General features: G+C 36.5%; 16 protein-coding genes and 3 tRNA genes. 7 read left to right on the top strand and 12 right to left on the bottom strand.

Annotation, left to right across the window (positions count from 1 at the left end; all coding sequences use genetic code 11):
• The first annotated feature begins 73 nt into the window (after positions 1-73).
• The 4 genes from B9T35_RS08860 (at position 74) to B9T35_RS08845 (ending at position 3,038) form a co-directional block, all read left to right on the top strand.
• Positions 74-592, top strand: coding sequence for a hypothetical protein (locus B9T35_RS08860; protein WP_086190758.1), 519 nt, complete (start codon positions 74-76; stop codon positions 590-592).
• Between the two features lie 62 nt (positions 593-654).
• Positions 655-1,971 carry a hypothetical protein gene (locus B9T35_RS08855; RefSeq protein WP_086190757.1) on the top strand — a complete coding sequence of 439 codons (1,317 nt, stop codon included), beginning with the start codon at positions 655-657 and terminating at the stop codon, positions 1,969-1,971.
• Positions 1,972-2,048: 77 nt separating this feature from the next.
• Complete coding sequence (gene adk, locus B9T35_RS08850; RefSeq protein ID WP_086190756.1) at positions 2,049-2,702, top strand: adenylate kinase; 654 nt, start codon at positions 2,049-2,051, stop codon at positions 2,700-2,702.
• Positions 2,703-2,804: 102 nt separating this feature from the next.
• Positions 2,805-3,038, top strand: a complete 234-nt coding sequence (locus tag B9T35_RS08845) for a hypothetical protein (protein WP_086190755.1) — start codon at positions 2,805-2,807, stop codon at positions 3,036-3,038.
• A gap of 61 nt (positions 3,039-3,099) precedes the next feature.
• On the opposite strand, the gene nth is transcribed toward B9T35_RS08845, so the two are convergent.
• Both nth and B9T35_RS08835 read right to left on the bottom strand, forming a co-directional pair.
• Positions 3,100-3,774: an endonuclease III gene (gene nth / locus B9T35_RS08840; RefSeq protein ID WP_171264251.1), complete on the bottom strand. Its 675-nt coding sequence runs from the start codon at positions 3,772-3,774 to the stop codon at positions 3,100-3,102.
• Between the two features lie 11 nt (positions 3,775-3,785).
• Positions 3,786-4,598 carry an RnfABCDGE type electron transport complex subunit B gene (locus B9T35_RS08835; RefSeq protein WP_086190864.1) on the bottom strand — a complete coding sequence of 271 codons (813 nt, stop codon included), beginning with the start codon at positions 4,596-4,598 and terminating at the stop codon, positions 3,786-3,788.
• Between the two features lie 351 nt (positions 4,599-4,949).
• Between B9T35_RS08835 and gdhA the strand changes: the two genes are divergently transcribed.
• Positions 4,950-6,293 carry an NADP-specific glutamate dehydrogenase gene (gene gdhA / locus B9T35_RS08830; protein WP_086190753.1) on the top strand — a complete coding sequence of 448 codons (1,344 nt, stop codon included), beginning with the start codon at positions 4,950-4,952 and terminating at the stop codon, positions 6,291-6,293.
• 147 nt (positions 6,294-6,440) lie between these two features.
• On the opposite strand, the gene B9T35_RS08825 is transcribed toward gdhA, so the two are convergent.
• The 3 genes from B9T35_RS08825 to rlmH all read right to left on the bottom strand — a co-directional run bounded on the left by B9T35_RS08825 (position 6,441) and on the right by rlmH (position 8,714).
• Positions 6,441-7,205, bottom strand: a complete 765-nt coding sequence (locus B9T35_RS08825; protein WP_086190752.1) for an META and DUF4377 domain-containing protein — start codon at positions 7,203-7,205, stop codon at positions 6,441-6,443.
• Positions 7,206-7,340: 135 nt separating this feature from the next.
• Positions 7,341-8,117 carry a dioxygenase gene (locus B9T35_RS08820; protein WP_086190751.1) on the bottom strand — a complete coding sequence of 259 codons (777 nt, stop codon included), beginning with the start codon at positions 8,115-8,117 and terminating at the stop codon, positions 7,341-7,343.
• A gap of 114 nt (positions 8,118-8,231) precedes the next feature.
• Positions 8,232-8,714, bottom strand: a complete 483-nt coding sequence (gene rlmH, locus B9T35_RS08815) for a 23S rRNA (pseudouridine(1915)-N(3))-methyltransferase RlmH (protein WP_086190750.1) — start codon at positions 8,712-8,714, stop codon at positions 8,232-8,234.
• A gap of 212 nt (positions 8,715-8,926) precedes the next feature.
• Here rlmH and B9T35_RS08810 point away from each other — a divergent pair, with 212 nt between their 5' ends.
• Complete coding sequence (locus B9T35_RS08810; protein WP_086190749.1) at positions 8,927-9,889, top strand: M28 family peptidase; 963 nt, start codon at positions 8,927-8,929, stop codon at positions 9,887-9,889.
• Positions 9,890-10,178: 289 nt separating this feature from the next.
• Here B9T35_RS08810 and B9T35_RS08805 read toward each other — a convergent pair whose 3' ends face one another.
• From B9T35_RS08805 to B9T35_RS08795, 3 genes are all read right to left on the bottom strand, one after another.
• Entirely contained in the window at positions 10,179-10,556 is a 378-nt protein-coding gene (locus B9T35_RS08805; RefSeq protein ID WP_086190748.1) for a VOC family protein, read from the bottom strand.
• A gap of 461 nt (positions 10,557-11,017) precedes the next feature.
• Positions 11,018-11,461 carry a DUF2726 domain-containing protein gene (locus tag B9T35_RS08800; protein WP_086190863.1) on the bottom strand — a complete coding sequence of 148 codons (444 nt, stop codon included), beginning with the start codon at positions 11,459-11,461 and terminating at the stop codon, positions 11,018-11,020.
• Positions 11,462-11,539: 78 nt separating this feature from the next.
• Positions 11,540-11,615 (bottom strand) — tRNA-Asn (locus B9T35_RS08795).
• Between the two features lie 127 nt (positions 11,616-11,742).
• Here B9T35_RS08795 and B9T35_RS08790 point away from each other — a divergent pair.
• Positions 11,743-12,318: a hypothetical protein gene (locus tag B9T35_RS08790; RefSeq protein ID WP_086190747.1), complete on the top strand. Its 576-nt coding sequence runs from the start codon at positions 11,743-11,745 to the stop codon at positions 12,316-12,318.
• 97 nt (positions 12,319-12,415) lie between these two features.
• Here B9T35_RS08790 and B9T35_RS08785 read toward each other — a convergent pair.
• The 4 genes from B9T35_RS08785 to B9T35_RS08765 all read right to left on the bottom strand — a co-directional run bounded on the left by B9T35_RS08785 (position 12,416) and on the right by B9T35_RS08765 (position 14,937).
• Positions 12,416-12,491 (bottom strand) — tRNA-Asn (locus B9T35_RS08785).
• A 5-nt stretch (positions 12,492-12,496) separates the two neighbouring features.
• Positions 12,497-12,572, bottom strand: a tRNA-Asn gene (locus B9T35_RS08780).
• A gap of 826 nt (positions 12,573-13,398) precedes the next feature.
• Positions 13,399-14,025 (bottom strand): superoxide dismutase, encoded by a 627-nt coding sequence (locus tag B9T35_RS08770; protein WP_086190745.1) that lies wholly within the window; start codon positions 14,023-14,025, stop codon positions 13,399-13,401.
• A 153-nt stretch (positions 14,026-14,178) separates the two neighbouring features.
• A complete protein-coding gene (locus B9T35_RS08765) occupies positions 14,179-14,937 on the bottom strand; it encodes a Nif3-like dinuclear metal center hexameric protein (protein WP_086190744.1) in 759 nt (252 codons plus the stop codon).
• Positions 14,938-14,962 lie beyond the last annotated feature (25 nt).

Here is a 14,962-nt window from a genome sequence, read left to right as displayed (position 1 = left end):
ATAATTCTGTTAAAGTCAAAAATTAAGGATAATTAAATTTGACCCAAAAAAGTTAGGGACAATGGAGAAAATAATGAGAAAAATCTTTCCCTTTATGTTACTTGCTGCAGTAGGGAGTTTTGCTCACGCAGATTTCGCAGAATATTTACCAGAAGCTAAATTAAAATCTAGCGATGCTTCAACATGGAATGTCGGTGCTGGGATGACCATGAAACTGGCTCATGTGAATGCTGAATGGGTTAATCCATATGGAATTGCTTACGCCAAAGTCGGTGCTTTTATCAATGGGGATCATGAATTTGGTGGTCAAGTTGGTTTTCGCTATCCAGTTATTTTGACGGGCACAGATAAAAATGGTTACTACCTTGGGGTATATGGTGGTTCATTAAAAAGTAAAAAAGTCGATAATAGTGATGAAGTACAATATGGTGCAGGTGTAGACTTGTCTTATGTTTTATTGAATAAAGATAGACTCAGTACTTTTAGTGTGGGGATGGGGGCAGGAAGTGAACTGCATGACAGCCGTGGTAATATGATTTTAGAAACCCGTCCACAAATCCAATTTACTTACACCTTGAGTGTGGGTTTTTAGATTTAATGATGATTTTATACCGTACATACGACCGCAAATAGAAATAAATATGAGAGTCATGCATGTTCGAATATGTTAGTGATTTGTGGCAAGCTTTTTTGAATCGACCAGATCATCTTGCAATATTAAGTATTATCCCAGTAACTGCATTTGTGACTTGGGCACATGTGTGGATGGCTTTGAAAATGGTGTTTTACCCAATTAAATTTTGGGGATTCCATATTGGTCCACTACCTGTGGGTTGGCAAGGCATTGTTCCGCGAAAAGCGGGGCGTATTTCGGGGATTATTACAGATAATACGTTGTCCAAACTAGGTTCGTTAAACGAATTTTTGAATGCCATGGAACCTGAAGACATGGCACGTATTATTGGCGAACAGGTCGGTTTTGAACTTGAACATTTGATTGACGAAGTCATGCTCGATCGGAATGCAGTGCTTTGGGAAAATTTGCCTTATTCAATTAAACGTAGAATTTATTCGCAAGCACATAATCAGATGCCTGCAATTCTACGTGGATTAGTGACCGAACTGACCATGAACGTTGAGTCACTTGTTGATATGAAGGAAATGATCGTCCGTCAAATGGAAGGCGATCGTAAATTAATGGTGCGAATGTTCTTAAAGGTTGGTCAAAAAGAGATCAATTTTATTTGGCATATTAGTGCATTAATTGGTGTGGGTTTTGGTTTTATTCAAATGTTTGTATACGTTTTCGTACCACAACATTGGACTGTTCCATTCTTTGCTGCGATCTGGGGTTTCTTAACCAACTGGATTGCTATTTGGATGGTATTTAACCCAGTAGAACCCCATTATATTCGCTATCCACAGTTTTTTGAGCGTACAAAAGATCATAAATTTCCATGGATTAAGCCAGTTGTTCCACGTATTGGGACATATAATGTACAAGGTGCATTTATGAAGCGTCAGGAAGAGGTTTCTGATGTGTTCGCAAGTGTAGTCACGGAAGACCTAATTACGCTAAAATCCATCATGACTGAAATGATGTATGGAACTAAAAAAGACAAAACACGTCGTATTGTGAAAAGACACGTCAATGTCATTATGGAATCACCACTCATTCGAACTGCATTACAGCTGTCAATAGGTCCAAGTGAATATGCTAAACTAAAAACAGACTTGATTGATCGTTCTATTGAAATTACCATGGTGCCTGTAAGCGACCCAGCCTTTAACGCGAGCCGCGCGCAGAAAATCTTTCAAATGTTCCGCGATCGAATTAGTGAGTTGACACCTAAAGAGTTTCAAAATTTATTACGTCCTGCTTTTCAGGAAGACGAATGGATTTTAATCGTGCTGGGTGGCGTCACTGGATTTTTTGCTGGTTTAATACATTTATTTTTGGTTTTCATATAATTAGATGCCATGCTATGTCAATCAATTGGCATAGTGCAAGGTGTCGTACATATTGTTTTAAATGAGGATGTTTTTTTATGCGCATTATCCTACTTGGACCACCTGGAGCAGGCAAAGGTACCCAGGCTCAGTTGATCTGTAAGCGCTACAATGTCCCACAAATTTCAACCGGTGATATGCTCCGTGCTGCAATTCGTGAAGGTACTGAATTAGGTCTTAAAGCTAAAAGTGTAATGGATTCAGGCGGTTTAGTGTCTGATGAACTTATTATTGGCTTAGTGAAAGAACGCATTGCACAACCTGATTGTGTGAATGGTTGTATCTTTGATGGTTTCCCACGCACGATTCCTCAAGCTGAAGCGCTTGAGAGTGAAGGGATTACAATCGATCACGTGATTGAAATTGCAGTACCTGATGAAGAAATCGTAAAACGTCTTTCAGGGCGTCGTCAGCATGCAGCATCAGGTCGTATTTACCACACCATCTATAATCCACCTAAAGTGGAAGGTAAAGATGATGAAACAGGTGAAGAACTTATTCAGCGCCCAGATGATTTAGAAGCAACGATTCGTAAGCGTCTAGGTTCGTACCATACAGAAACTGAACAATTGGTTGGTTTCTATCAAGGTCGTGCTGCTTCAGGTGAAAATGCGCCAACTTACAATAAATTAGATGGTCTTCGTGCAATCGAAGAGGTTCAGAAAGATCTATTTGCTATTTTAGACAAATAATTTCTGATCTAATAAAAAGGTTAAAACTTTGCTTTGAAGTTTTGACTTTGAAAGAGACCTGATTCATATTAGGTCTCTTTTTTTTGCTAGGATATTAGGTCAATGAAAATCGCATTAGTGGCTATGGTCATTTTAAGTGTTGTCGTTTTACTTGGTCTAATTTTCATGAGTTTTAAATTATTGCGTAAAGCACAAAAAGATGAAGCTCAGCAACGTCGTGAAATGAGAAATTCAGGAAATTATAAAGTTCATCCTGAATTGGCGAAAGAATGGGAAAAGCTTGAAGAAATGAAAAAGAAAATGGCTCAAAAAGAGCAGGAAAATAAGAAGCGGTAATCAATATTTTGCATCAAGAGGCAGTTTTAAAATAAAGCTGTCTCAAAAAGAATATTTAAGTCTAGGCATCAACTTCTTTGATTTTAATGGGGCGTGGCGCACCAAATTCATAACGTTCTGGCCAGTTACAGACATCAGATACAATGCATTCAGCACATTTTGGCTTGCGTGCAATACAACAATAACGTCCGTGTAAAATCAGCCAATGATGTGAATCAAGAATAAATTCTTTAGGAATGACTTTAATGAGTCGCTCTTCAACTTCAAGTACATTTTTACCTACAGCCAGTCCCGTACGGTTCCCAACACGGAAAATATGAGTATCAACCGCCATCGTTGGTTGACCAAAAGCAGTATTTAAAACAACATTGGCAGTTTTTCGTCCCACTCCAGGTAATGCTTCTAAATCAGCACGATTATCTGGAACTTGGCTATTGTGTTTATCAATCAATATTTTACATGTTTTGATTACATTTTCAGCTTTGGAATTATATAAACCGATGGTTTTGATATATTCCTTTAAACCATCGACATCTAGAGCATAAATGGCTTCAGGTGTATTTGCGATAGGGAAAAGCTTATCTGTGGCTTTATTCACACTGACATCGGTTGCTTGTGCTGATAGCGTCACTGCAACCAATAATTCAAATGGGTTTGAATAGTTTAATTCAGTTTCAGGATGTGGACGTTGTGCTCTTAATCGTTCAAAGAAAATTTGAATTTGTTTCTTCGTCATATTTTTTACAGTCACGATAACTCTCCTCGTGAAAATTCACCTTGCAAAGCAAACAATTGTTGTTGTAGCTCGTTGAGTTGTTGCTGTTTTTTTGCATCAGCACGCACACTCAACTGCTTTTCTAATTTCTTAATTTGGGTTCTAAATTTAGCCAATTCAATCGTAGTTTTAGCGTCGACTTTAAATGACAAATCAACTTTTTCAACCATTTCGATTGCAGGGACAGCATGATTTTGTTGAGAGAATTGGGCAAATAATTCTGTGTCAATTTCAGCACGGACGACTGGACCTTTACGAGTAACTCGTCGATTTTCTTCACGTTGAATATGTGAGTAATAACGATTGCGTAAATCATTTTGTTCAGCAATTTGTATGCTTTCAGTTGGTACAGGTTGTAGGTCTTCAACTAAATCAATGCAATCTACAGGACAAGGTGGAATACACAATTCACAGCCTGTACATAAGTCGGTGAGGATGCTGTGCATGAGTTTGCCACTGCCAATAATAGCATCTACAGGGCAGGCACTAATGCATTTGGTACAACCAATACATTCTTCTTCACGAATCACGGCTTTCATACGTTGTGGACGACCATCCAATTGAATTGGCCATACACTTTCTTCAGCCACTAAAATAGGGCGGTTGAGCAATTGTGCCAAGGCATCTGCGACAGGTTGCCCACCTGGGATGCATTTGTTTGCTTCTTCACCTTCAACAATCGATTTTGCATAAGGTAGGCAACCGTCTCTATGTCCACATAATCCACATTGTGTTTGTGGAAGTAGAGCATCAATTTGTTGAATGAGAGAAATTTGGAGATTCATGTGAGGAAAAAAACTTATAAGAAACCAAGAGGTTTTTGAAATATGAATTTCAAAAAATGCAGTAAATTTTAGCACGATTTCACGTGCTTTTGTGTGCGCTAATTTTGGGCTAAAAATGCGCTATTTATGAGCAAAAATACCAATGTAATTGTTAACAAAATGAGATCAAATTGACAGAAATGACGCTTGGGATTGAAAAATAAGTTATTGAAATAAAAGATTATTGAAAAATACTTTTTAAAAAGTGTTGTAGATTGTTTACAAAAGATATTAAATACTTTGCGCCAAAATATATCATTCTTTTGAATTATTTGACCAATTTTGATTCACCCTTCTGCTGAGGATTGAGCGTTGAAATATACTAACCTGAATGACTTCTTAAATTACGTCAAAGCACGTGATCCAAATCAACCAGAATTTTTACAAGCGGTTGAGGAAGTAATGACCAGTTTGTGGCCATTCATTGAAAAGAACCCACAATATGCAGATTACGGTTTGCTTGAACGTTTAGTAGAGCCAGAGCGTGCTATTCAGTTCCGTGTTTCTTGGATTGACGATAAAGGTCAAACTCAAGTGAACCGTGCTTTCCGTGTTCAATACAATTCTGCAATTGGTCCATTCAAAGGTGGAATGCGTTTTCACCCATCTGTGAACCTTTCAATTCTTAAGTTTTTAGGTTTTGAACAAACATTTAAAAATGCATTAACAACACTCCCTATGGGTGGTGGTAAAGGTGGTTCGGACTTTGACCCTAAAGGTAAGTCTGAAGGCGAAGTAATGCGTTTTTGCCAAGCTTTAATCGTAGAGTTATATCGTCACCTTGGTTCAAACACAGATATCCCTGCGGGTGATATTGGTGTTGGTGGCCGTGAAGTGGGCTATATGGCTGGTATGATGAAGAAGCTCAGCAATGACACTTCATGTGTATTTACTGGTAAAGGTCTATCTTTCGGTGGTTCTTTAGCACGTCCTGAAGCGACAGGTTTTGGTACAGTTTATTTTGCTGAAGAAATGCTAAAAACGCGTGGCGAAAGCTTCCAAGGCAAAATTGTTACTGTTTCTGGTTCAGGCAATGTAGCTCAATTTGCAGCTGAAAAAGCAATGTATTTAGGTGCAAAAGTGGTTTCACTTTCTGACTCTAATGGTACGGTTTATCTTAAAGATGGTTTCACCAATGAGCTTCTACTCGAAGTGATGGAACTTAAAAATGTAAAACGTGGCCGTATTTCAGAATTTGCTTCTAAGCATGGTTTTGAATATCTTGAAGGTCAACGTCCTTGGGCAATTAAGTGTGATATCGCGCTTCCATGTGCAACTCAAAATGAGTTAACAGAAGAAGATGCAGTGACTCTGATTGCAAATGGCGCATTCTGTGTGGCTGAAGGTGCAAATATGCCTTCAACTTTAGAAGCTGTTGAAAAATTCGTTGAAGCAAAAATTCTGTATGCACCAGGTAAAGCTTCAAACGCAGGTGGTGTAGCAACTTCAGGTCTTGAAATGTCACAAAACTCACTTCGTTTGGGTTGGACATTTGAAGAAGTTGATGAGCGTTTACATGCGATTATGAAAGAAATTCATCGCAACTGCGTAAAATACGGTACTAAAGAAGATGGTTCTGTGAACTATGTTGATGGTGCAAATATTGCTGGTTTCGTAAAAGTTGCTGATGCAATGTTAGCGCAAGGCGTGTTCTAAGTTTTAAAATTTAGAATAAGTTAAAAAACCGATGCATTTGCATCGGTTTTTTTATTTATCCTCAATCAAACATTTTGAATAAAAGTCTTAGCATTTCCTCTTTAAAGAAAAATAAATACTTATGCAGTATGCCTAATTGAATCAAGATTATTTAACTGAAGCTTGTTCTACAGTCAAATCATGTACATAAGCATATTTAGACTGATCTGCTGCAGGATTTTTAATTTCATAGCGTTTTACACGTAAGATAACGCGTTGATCAGGGTTATGCGTATAGCCTTGAATTTGGTCATAGAATAAAGTCCAATCTTTATCTACTTGTGTTTTAACGCCATTGTCAGCATATTTAATTTCACGAACTTGTAAACACGTTTGTTTAGCAACACCAGTACATTGTTTGGTTTCTGGTGAGATTTCAAGGAAGATAATTTCACCTTGAGATTGGTATTGAGTTTCAGGTGTCATTTTACCTGTAAAGACATATTTTTGACCTTTGGCATCAGTCACAGTTAACGTTGGTTGATCAGGATTTGAAGCATCAATGCTAAAAGGAATGGCTTGATTTTGGAAAATACTACCTGAAAGTGCTTCTTGTTTCATTAAAGCAGGTGGGCACATCATATTGGTTGACATGAGGTTTGAAGTAACCAGTTTACCGCCTTCAATTTTCCATGAAGTTCCTTGGTTATTACAACCCGTTTCAATACTTAAACGATTCTCTGCAAAGTGTAGAACGATTGGTCGATCAGAACCTTGTGGCTGATAAGACCACTGGTATGCAGTTAATGTTTTGTCAGCATTTTCTTGTTGTACTACGTTCACAGGCGTATCTCGAACAGTATTAATATTGCTTGATTGACATGCAGCCAATGCTAAAGGAAATAATGCGATTGCTAAATATTTGAATTTCATCTTTAAAATAACTTATTACAAAACTTAAGCTTAGCTTAAAGCATAAACCTTGAAAAGATATGAATAGATTTTAAGTTTTGAGTTTCAATATGTATCTATATAACAAATTTTTGTACATTATTTTACATAAAGTGATTAATCGAAGCGATAAATGTCCATGCCTAAAGCACCCATCGAAAAACTACTGTGCACAATACTAAAGCGATGACCAGTGCCCATTGCAAAAAATAGCGGAGCAAAATGTTCCAAAGTCGGATGGTTACGTTGCATATGCGGAATGCTGTCCCATTCCAGTACAGCATCAAAATTGGCATGATTCAGTTTGCTCACCACATAGTTACGAAATGCCGATGCCCATTCAGGTACTGCTTTGTTTTCACCATCCCAAGAAAGCTCACGCAGATTATGGGTAATACTGCCTGAACCAATCAGTAAGATTTGCTTTTCACGGAGTGGCGCAAGGATTTGACCTATTTTATAAATTTCATCTGCAGCCATATTCATCGGTAATGAAATTTCAACCACAGGAATATCTGCATCAGGGTACATATGCAATAAAGGCATCCAAACGCCATGATCTCGTGGGCGTGTACTATTGGCATGTGCAGGAATATGAGCTTCTGCGAATAAATGTAGAATTTCTTCTGCAAATTGAGGATTACCTGCTGCTGGATAGCGCATTTCATAGAGTTCTTGGGGGAAACCACGGAAATCATGCCAAGTCTCAGGGCGAGTTGCAGTACTCACCTCAAGTGATTGACTTTCCCAGTGCGCAGACATCACTACAATGGCTTGAGGTTTAGGCAGATTGAAACCCAAACGTTGAAGAGCAGGACCCACTTGTTCAGGATTAAGCGCAAGCATGGGTGAACCATGAGAAATAAATAAACCTGGGAGTGTCTGTAAATTCACGTCTATACGCCTAATCTATAATGCAGAAAGTGATCATGCAGAGAAATATCATTAAAATAAAGCATTTATAGTTCAATACATTGTTTTATAAATGCAATGCTAATGCGTTTATTTCTATCCTGCGCGATGATAAGGGTGGTTATGATTAATACTCATTGCACGATAAAGTTGCTCAATCAACATAACGCGTACAAGAGGATGTGGGAGTGTAAGTTTGGAAAGGGACCAATGCCACGCTGCAGCTTTACGTACAGCTTCTGAGTGCCCATCTGGACCGCCGATGGCAAGTACCACATCATTGCCTTCCAACATCCATCCTTTCATCGTATCCGCTAATTTTTCAGTGCTGAATTCTTTGCCTCCAACTTCTAAAGCAATTAAAACTTCATTGCTTTTTACGGCATTTAAAATGCTTTCACCTTCAATTTGACAGTATTTTAAAATATCAGCTTCTGAGTCATTTTTGCCACGTTTCGCCATCGGCAATTCAATGATTTGAGTTTGTACAAAAGGTTGTATGCGTTTGAAATAATCTTCAAAACCCGTCAGCACCCATGCAGGCATTTTTTGACCAATGGTCAGAATACGAATTTTCATAAAACAAATACTGTCGTGGCTTTCTCGCTATTATAACGCTATATTGACCTTTCTCAGGATGAGAAGGCTTAACTTTGTTCATTAGATGTATTTAGTGGATGTTTTTTATAAAAAATAGATTTATTGAATGATGATTAAAGCCAAGATTTTTGAAGAAAAGTGAAAAATCTTTCAGTAAGAAAATTTAAAAGTGATTGGAAATTTTAAAAATTATGTTTATTCAGTTGTATCGTCAATTTTTTAGTCACGTACTCTTTATATTTGTTGTACTCGTCATTGCACTAAATTCTGTGTCTGCGATGGCTGATAATAGTATCCATCGTCAAGCAGATACTTATCGTTTGAAAGCATATTTACAGAATGTTATTCAACCTTATGCATATCGTAATTATCAGAATATTGATGAGTTGAATCGTGTTTCTGCGTATTTGAAAAAGCAGTTAGAACAATTTGGTTTACCTTGTGAATATCAAAATTATCTAGTAGAACAAAAAAATTATCGCAATGTTATTTGTCATTTGAATACGGGAAATTCAAAGAAAGTAATTGTTGGAGCACATTATGATGTGTACGGTAATTTTGTGGGTGCAGATGACAATGCTTCGGGTGTGATTGGTGTGATTGAAACTGCACGAATTTTAGCAAGTAATAAATCACGTCTTAAAACCAATGTGGATTTTGTTTTTTATACATTGGAAGAACCTCCATATTTTCGTACAGAAAACATGGGGAGTTTTGTACATGCAAAATCAATTTTGAGTCAAAAAGATCAGATTCAAGCTGTATTTATCTTAGAAATGATTGGTTTTTTTAGTCATCAAAGCATACAAGAATATCCTAAAGGATTAGGGCTGTTCTATCCAAGTCATGGAAACTTTATTGGTGCTGTGAGTAATTTTGGCTCAAGAGGCTATGCCACAAAATATTGTGAATCGATGCAATCATTAAAGCGATTGGATTGCCAAAAATTGATTTCGCCGTCATTTATTTCAGGCGTGGATTTTTCGGATCATATGAATTATTGGAATCAGGATATTCCTGCGATTATGATTACGGATACTGCTTTTTTTAGGAATAAAAATTATCACACAGAGCATGATACTGTTGAAAAACTCAATTTAGATAAAATGACAGATGTAATTAATGGCGTGGTGTATACGATTCTAGAAAAATAAATTTAAGAGAAATAATGTTCAACCTTATTGTTGATGAAGATACTCAATAAAAAAACGCAGTTCTAAAAGACGCATAGAACTGCGATTTAACGTTGATTTATCTGGAGATTTAAATCAACGTTACCAAACTTGAACGAGATTAGTTAAATCACTCAACTCATCATCTTTGTACTCTATATATGGTGCATTTGAAGCATTTTTCAAGTGTTTTACTTTTGCAAAAAAGCAAAGCGACTTGGTTGATATTAAGTTTTTATCGTTTAGCTAAAATCAATCCTATGATTGATATTTATTGCATGGAATGGATACCAAACATATTACCTTCAGTATCAATGCCTAGAACAATAAATCCATGTGGACCAATAGACATTTTTGCTTGATGAATTTGACCACCTGCCTGTTCAATACGTGTTGCTTCAATGGCACAATCTGAACTCGAAAAGTAGATAATCGTGCTATTACCACCTGCGGAAATGTCTTGCACTTTAACCAATGTACCTGAAGCACCATACTGTCCCATATCTGATGGAAAAGCCCACATTTCCATAGAAGTATCTTTTGGGTCACTGAGTAAGCTGAGTTCAACATTCATGAGTGTTTGATAAAATTGTTTTGCGCGCTGCATATCATCAACATAAATTTCAAACCAGCAGATTGGATTTGCCATTTGATCTTCCTTTTTTATATTTTAGATTAAATTTTAATCATTATAGTCACATTTTAATATGGCGTGGATATGCCAATTTGACTTATTTTTTTGTAAATGCGAAAGCTTGAGAAAAACTAGCTAATAATTAGTGAAGGCTAAGGCTTTTTCACTTTGCTATGAGCATTTTTGGATTGCTTTTTTAAGATTCTTTATTCTTCTACTTGAGAAAAAAATTAAAAAGGATTGAGGTAAGAAGGTGGCTTTTGAAAGTATAAAAATCTATAAATAAGCGGATAGGAGGAGCTTGTACTGTTTCCGCTGAAAACTCCTATATTTGTTCAATAAACCTCTTGCGAAAGTAGAGAAATGAATAAAATTTTATAAGTGAAAATAATTTTCTCACTAACTCTCTCCTTTTTAAGGAGAGGAGACATCCATTATGAACATATGCTGATTAAAAGCTGACTTATGTAAGATGTCTAATGAATATCTTTTTGTAATTGTCGGTTGCTTGGGATATGGGTATATCTTAGAACTTTATAGCCTGCTTGATGGAACATTTCATCTCGCAAAGCATCTTCTTGTTCTTTACCAATATGGCTTGGATCATCAAGTTCAACAATCGCAATCACATCTAATTCTTGATTCAAAATTACAAAATCTGTGACTTTACGATTGAATTTGTTGCGTACTTTAAAGTTATTGCTTGTAATGAGTGCGCTAAAAGCAACTTGAGCTAAAACATGATATTGCGGAAAGGTGGTTTTTAAACGAGTAAACATTTTTTGTTCAAAGGCTGTAATAGGGCGTTTGGCATAATATTGTTGGTCACGATTTACAAATTTTTGTAATATGATAATAATTAAAAAAAGTGATGCAATGCACCCAATAAAAAAGAAAGTAGACTGGCTGGAATCAAACACAATAACCATCTAAGAAAATTATAAAATGCGGATAAGAAAAAACCCACTCAATAAAAAATAGAGTGGGTTTTTAGAATTTGGCTCTCCAACCTGGGCTCGAACCAGGGACCTGCGGATTAACAGTCCGTCGCTCTACCGACTGAGCTATTGGAGAATCTGGATCGCATTTTAGGGATACCCTGCAATAAGGTCAAGTAGAAATTGATTGATTCAGCGTAAATCAGTATCATTTGTTAAATAATTGAGCAGTCGTCATAAAAGTTGGCGAAATTTAGGTAAAAATGAAATTTAAACTGATGGTAGTGTGTGTTTCTGTTGGACTATTTGCATGTTCTCCGCAACAGAAAACTGCAGATAAAAAAACTGAGCAAACGACTGCAAGTGAGCCGACTGTTCAGAAAGTTTGCCAACCGATTGCATTTATCAAATTAATTGATAATTCTGACTGGCAAGATTTGTATAAAGACAATGAGCTAGAAGCCAAAGATCAGCTTAAAATTTCAGATATTGTTGAATTGACGAAAAAGGTATTTGAAGATCATTCAGATTATGCTTCAGGAGCTGTTGGAATTCCGTTGGATGATGTCGGTGATTTAGATCTAGATTCAGATACGATGTCTGTGAAAAAAGATGGCACAGACTATTTGATTGACCTTAAAGAAGACAATTTGAGTTTTAGATTACCTCAAGATTTTAATCTCAATACAACATTAAAATTCAGAGAAGATCCAGATGCAGATTTTGCAGAATTATGTAGTACTTCGGATCCTGATATTATCAAGATTGCACAATTCATTTTATTTAAGAGTGCATCCACTGAATATTTATATGATTTGAAAGATCAGGGTGTTTTATAAATACGAAAGATTCAGGATTTGTATCGTCATTATTTCTGATGATATAAAAAAGTGATAAAAAAAGCCCACTGCATAATGAGTGGGCTTTTTAGAATCTTGGCTCTTCCACCTGGGCTCGAACCAGGGACCTGCGGATTAACAGTCCGTCGCTCTACCAACTGAGCTATGGAAGAATAGATGGCTCTCCAACCTGGGCTCGAACCAGGGACCTGCGGATTAACAGTCCGTCGCTCTACCGACTGAGCTATTGGAGAATCTGTTGCGCATTTTAGGGATGAAACAGGAAGGGGTCAAGAGGAAATGTCAGATTTTATAACTATTTGAATTTTTATTGCTCAACTTTGAAATTTTTGGATAGATATTGGTCGTTTTTGAAATGAGCAATGTTCTTTTGGCTAATAAATTGACTAAAATCAAAAGGTTTTTGATTTAGCTTTTGTATCAGATTTACTCTTTGTTGAGGCTTTGTATTGCGAATAATCATGAGTAGCATTGCGATCTGCATGACTTGTTTGCTTGAAATAAAATTAAGCTGTTGCAATGAAAAAGTAGATTCTGTCTGCGTCTTCCTTCGAAGTAGGTAATGCACGTCTATTTTTTTATCAAAATCGAGCGTTAAATGGCGCTCATAAATTGTGTATATTCGACTAGAACGTTCCTGCTTACTTAGTGAGAAACTTTGCATTTGGCTATAGTTAAATTTACATTCAATAAATAATAATTTGAACTCACAACCTGTCGCATCTAAGGTGATGCTAGGTCGTCCTTTTTTGATCAGAAAAAAGATGATTAGAATTGAATAAATAAAGGTTCCTATCATGACCAGTACAGCAATACAAAAAATGAAAGTAAGATAGTCCTCATACTCAATATATTTGAAACAACCCAATTGAATGGCAAAGCAACACATAAGGGTATAAGCAATGCGAAATACTGACGCTTTTATTTTATATATAGGCATATTTATTTTAGTATTTTTAACGTCTTCAGATTCTAAAAAATATCAATGAAAAATGAAACAGAATAATCATAAAAAATCACCCATAAAGGGTGATTTTTTAAAATAATTTAATAATAAAATTATTTTTCAACGCCAGCAGCTTGACCAGCATATTTAGCATTTGCATAATCCCAGTTTACTAAGCTTTCTAAGAAAGTTTTGATGTAAACAGGACGTGCATTACGGAAATCGATGTAATAAGCATGTTCCCAAACGTCAATTGTTAATACCGCAACTTTGCCATGAGCAAGTGGAGTATCCGCATTTGCAGTTTTAAGGATAGAAAGAGCACCATTTGCTTTATCAGCAACTAACCAAGCCCAACCTGAACCGAATTGAGTTGTTGCAGCAGCAGCAAATTCTTCAGCAAATTTTTCGTAAGAACCGAAAGCTTCGTCAATTTTAGCAGCCAAAGCACCTGTTGCTTTACCGCCACCATTTTTAGCCATACAGTTCCAATAGAAAGTGTGGTTCCAAACTTGAGCAGCATTGTTGAAAACACCTGCTTTAGATGCATCACCAGCAACAGCAGTAATGATTTCTTCTAAAGTTTTACCTTCAAGGTCTGTGTCTTTGATTAGGTTATTTAAATTTACAACATAAGTGTTGTGGTGTTTATCATGGTGAAATTCTAAAGTTTCTTTGCTGATGTGTGGAGCAAGATCTTCGTAACCGTATGGTAACGCGGGTAAAGTAATCGTTGTCATGTTTTAAATTCCTTGCATTTTGCTGGGTTTTAACATTAAGTGGCTTTATTGTAATGGATTATTCGCGCAATTGTGCATCGGATTTAAATATCAATACATAATATACGTCGAATTTATACGCATAAAGAAAATGTCAAAAACAGCCTATTGAAATTAAATCGGATTGTTTAATTCGTAATAACTATACTCAATATTGAACTGTTCTGAAATAGCTTTTCCAAGTCGTTGGACGCCATATCGCTCAGTTGCATGGTGTCCACATGCATAATAATGAACATCTAACTCTTTGGCTTCATAGAAAGTTCGTTCACTGACTTCACCTGAGATATACGCATCACAGTCTTGATCCGCTGCTTTGCCAATATAATCTTGTGCGCCACCTGTACAAAAACCGACTTTTTGAATCGTAGTTTTATCTGCAGGGAGATGAATCGCATTGAAACCTAAACGTTCGGAAACATAATTTTTAAATATTTCTGGTGACATGGCATTCTCTAAATAGCCAATATTCCCAATTGGATGAGGTTCACTCACATCTAAGTTTTCAATATTTTCTAATTCAAGAATGTCTGCAATGGCTGCATTATTTCCTAAAATTGGGTGTGAATCTAAAGGCAGATGATAAGCGACAAGTGAAACATTATTTTGGATTAAACTTTTGATGCGTTTTCCACGCATACCTGTGATTGGATAGGGTTCACCTTTCCAGAAATAACCATGATGAACCAAAAGTAAATCTGCATTTTGGGCAATTGCAGCCTCAATCGCATCTTGTGAAGCGGTGACAGCACATAGAATTTTTTTGACTTCAGATTTGCCTTCAATTTGTAAACCGTTGGGTGCATAATCTTTAAATTCATGTGTTTTAAGCGTTTGATCACACCATTTAATAATGTCATTGAGTGTAGCCATAGGTCACCTGCTTGAATAAATAAGA

The sequence above is a fragment of the Acinetobacter sp. ANC 3832 genome, assembly GCF_002135415.1.
GTDB lineage: Bacteria > Pseudomonadota > Gammaproteobacteria > Pseudomonadales > Moraxellaceae > Acinetobacter.
Note: the sequence above shows the minus strand (reverse complement) of the source record. Positions and strands in the feature narration are given on the sequence as shown.

Bases quoted from the DNA above. Each gene is read 5' to 3' on its own strand.
- B9T35_RS08855 (WP_086190757.1), top strand. From the start codon at position 655: ATGTTCGAATATGTTAGTGATTTGTGGCAAGCTTTTTTGAATCGACCA.
- B9T35_RS08805 (WP_086190748.1), bottom strand. From the start codon at position 10,556: ATGGCAAATCCAATCTGCTGGTTTGAAATTTATGTTGATGATATGCAG.
- B9T35_RS08845 (WP_086190755.1), top strand. From the start codon at position 2,805: ATGAAAATCGCATTAGTGGCTATGGTCATTTTAAGTGTTGTCGTTTTA.
- B9T35_RS08770 (WP_086190745.1), bottom strand. From the start codon at position 14,025: ATGACAACGATTACTTTACCCGCGTTACCATACGGTTACGAAGATCTT.
- B9T35_RS08835 (WP_086190864.1), bottom strand. From the start codon at position 4,598: ATGAATCTCCAAATTTCTCTCATTCAACAAATTGATGCTCTACTTCCA.
- nth (WP_171264251.1), bottom strand. From the start codon at position 3,774: ATGACGAAGAAACAAATTCAAATTTTCTTTGAACGATTAAGAGCACAA.
- B9T35_RS08810 (WP_086190749.1), top strand. From the start codon at position 8,927: ATGTTTATTCAGTTGTATCGTCAATTTTTTAGTCACGTACTCTTTATA.
- adk (WP_086190756.1), top strand. From the start codon at position 2,049: ATGCGCATTATCCTACTTGGACCACCTGGAGCAGGCAAAGGTACCCAG.
- B9T35_RS08790 (WP_086190747.1), top strand. From the start codon at position 11,743: ATGAAATTTAAACTGATGGTAGTGTGTGTTTCTGTTGGACTATTTGCA.
- B9T35_RS08860 (WP_086190758.1), top strand. From the start codon at position 74: ATGAGAAAAATCTTTCCCTTTATGTTACTTGCTGCAGTAGGGAGTTTT.
- rlmH (WP_086190750.1), bottom strand. From the start codon at position 8,714: ATGAAAATTCGTATTCTGACCATTGGTCAAAAAATGCCTGCATGGGTG.
- B9T35_RS08765 (WP_086190744.1), bottom strand. From the start codon at position 14,937: ATGGCTACACTCAATGACATTATTAAATGGTGTGATCAAACGCTTAAA.
- B9T35_RS08825 (WP_086190752.1), bottom strand. From the start codon at position 7,205: ATGAAATTCAAATATTTAGCAATCGCATTATTTCCTTTAGCATTGGCT.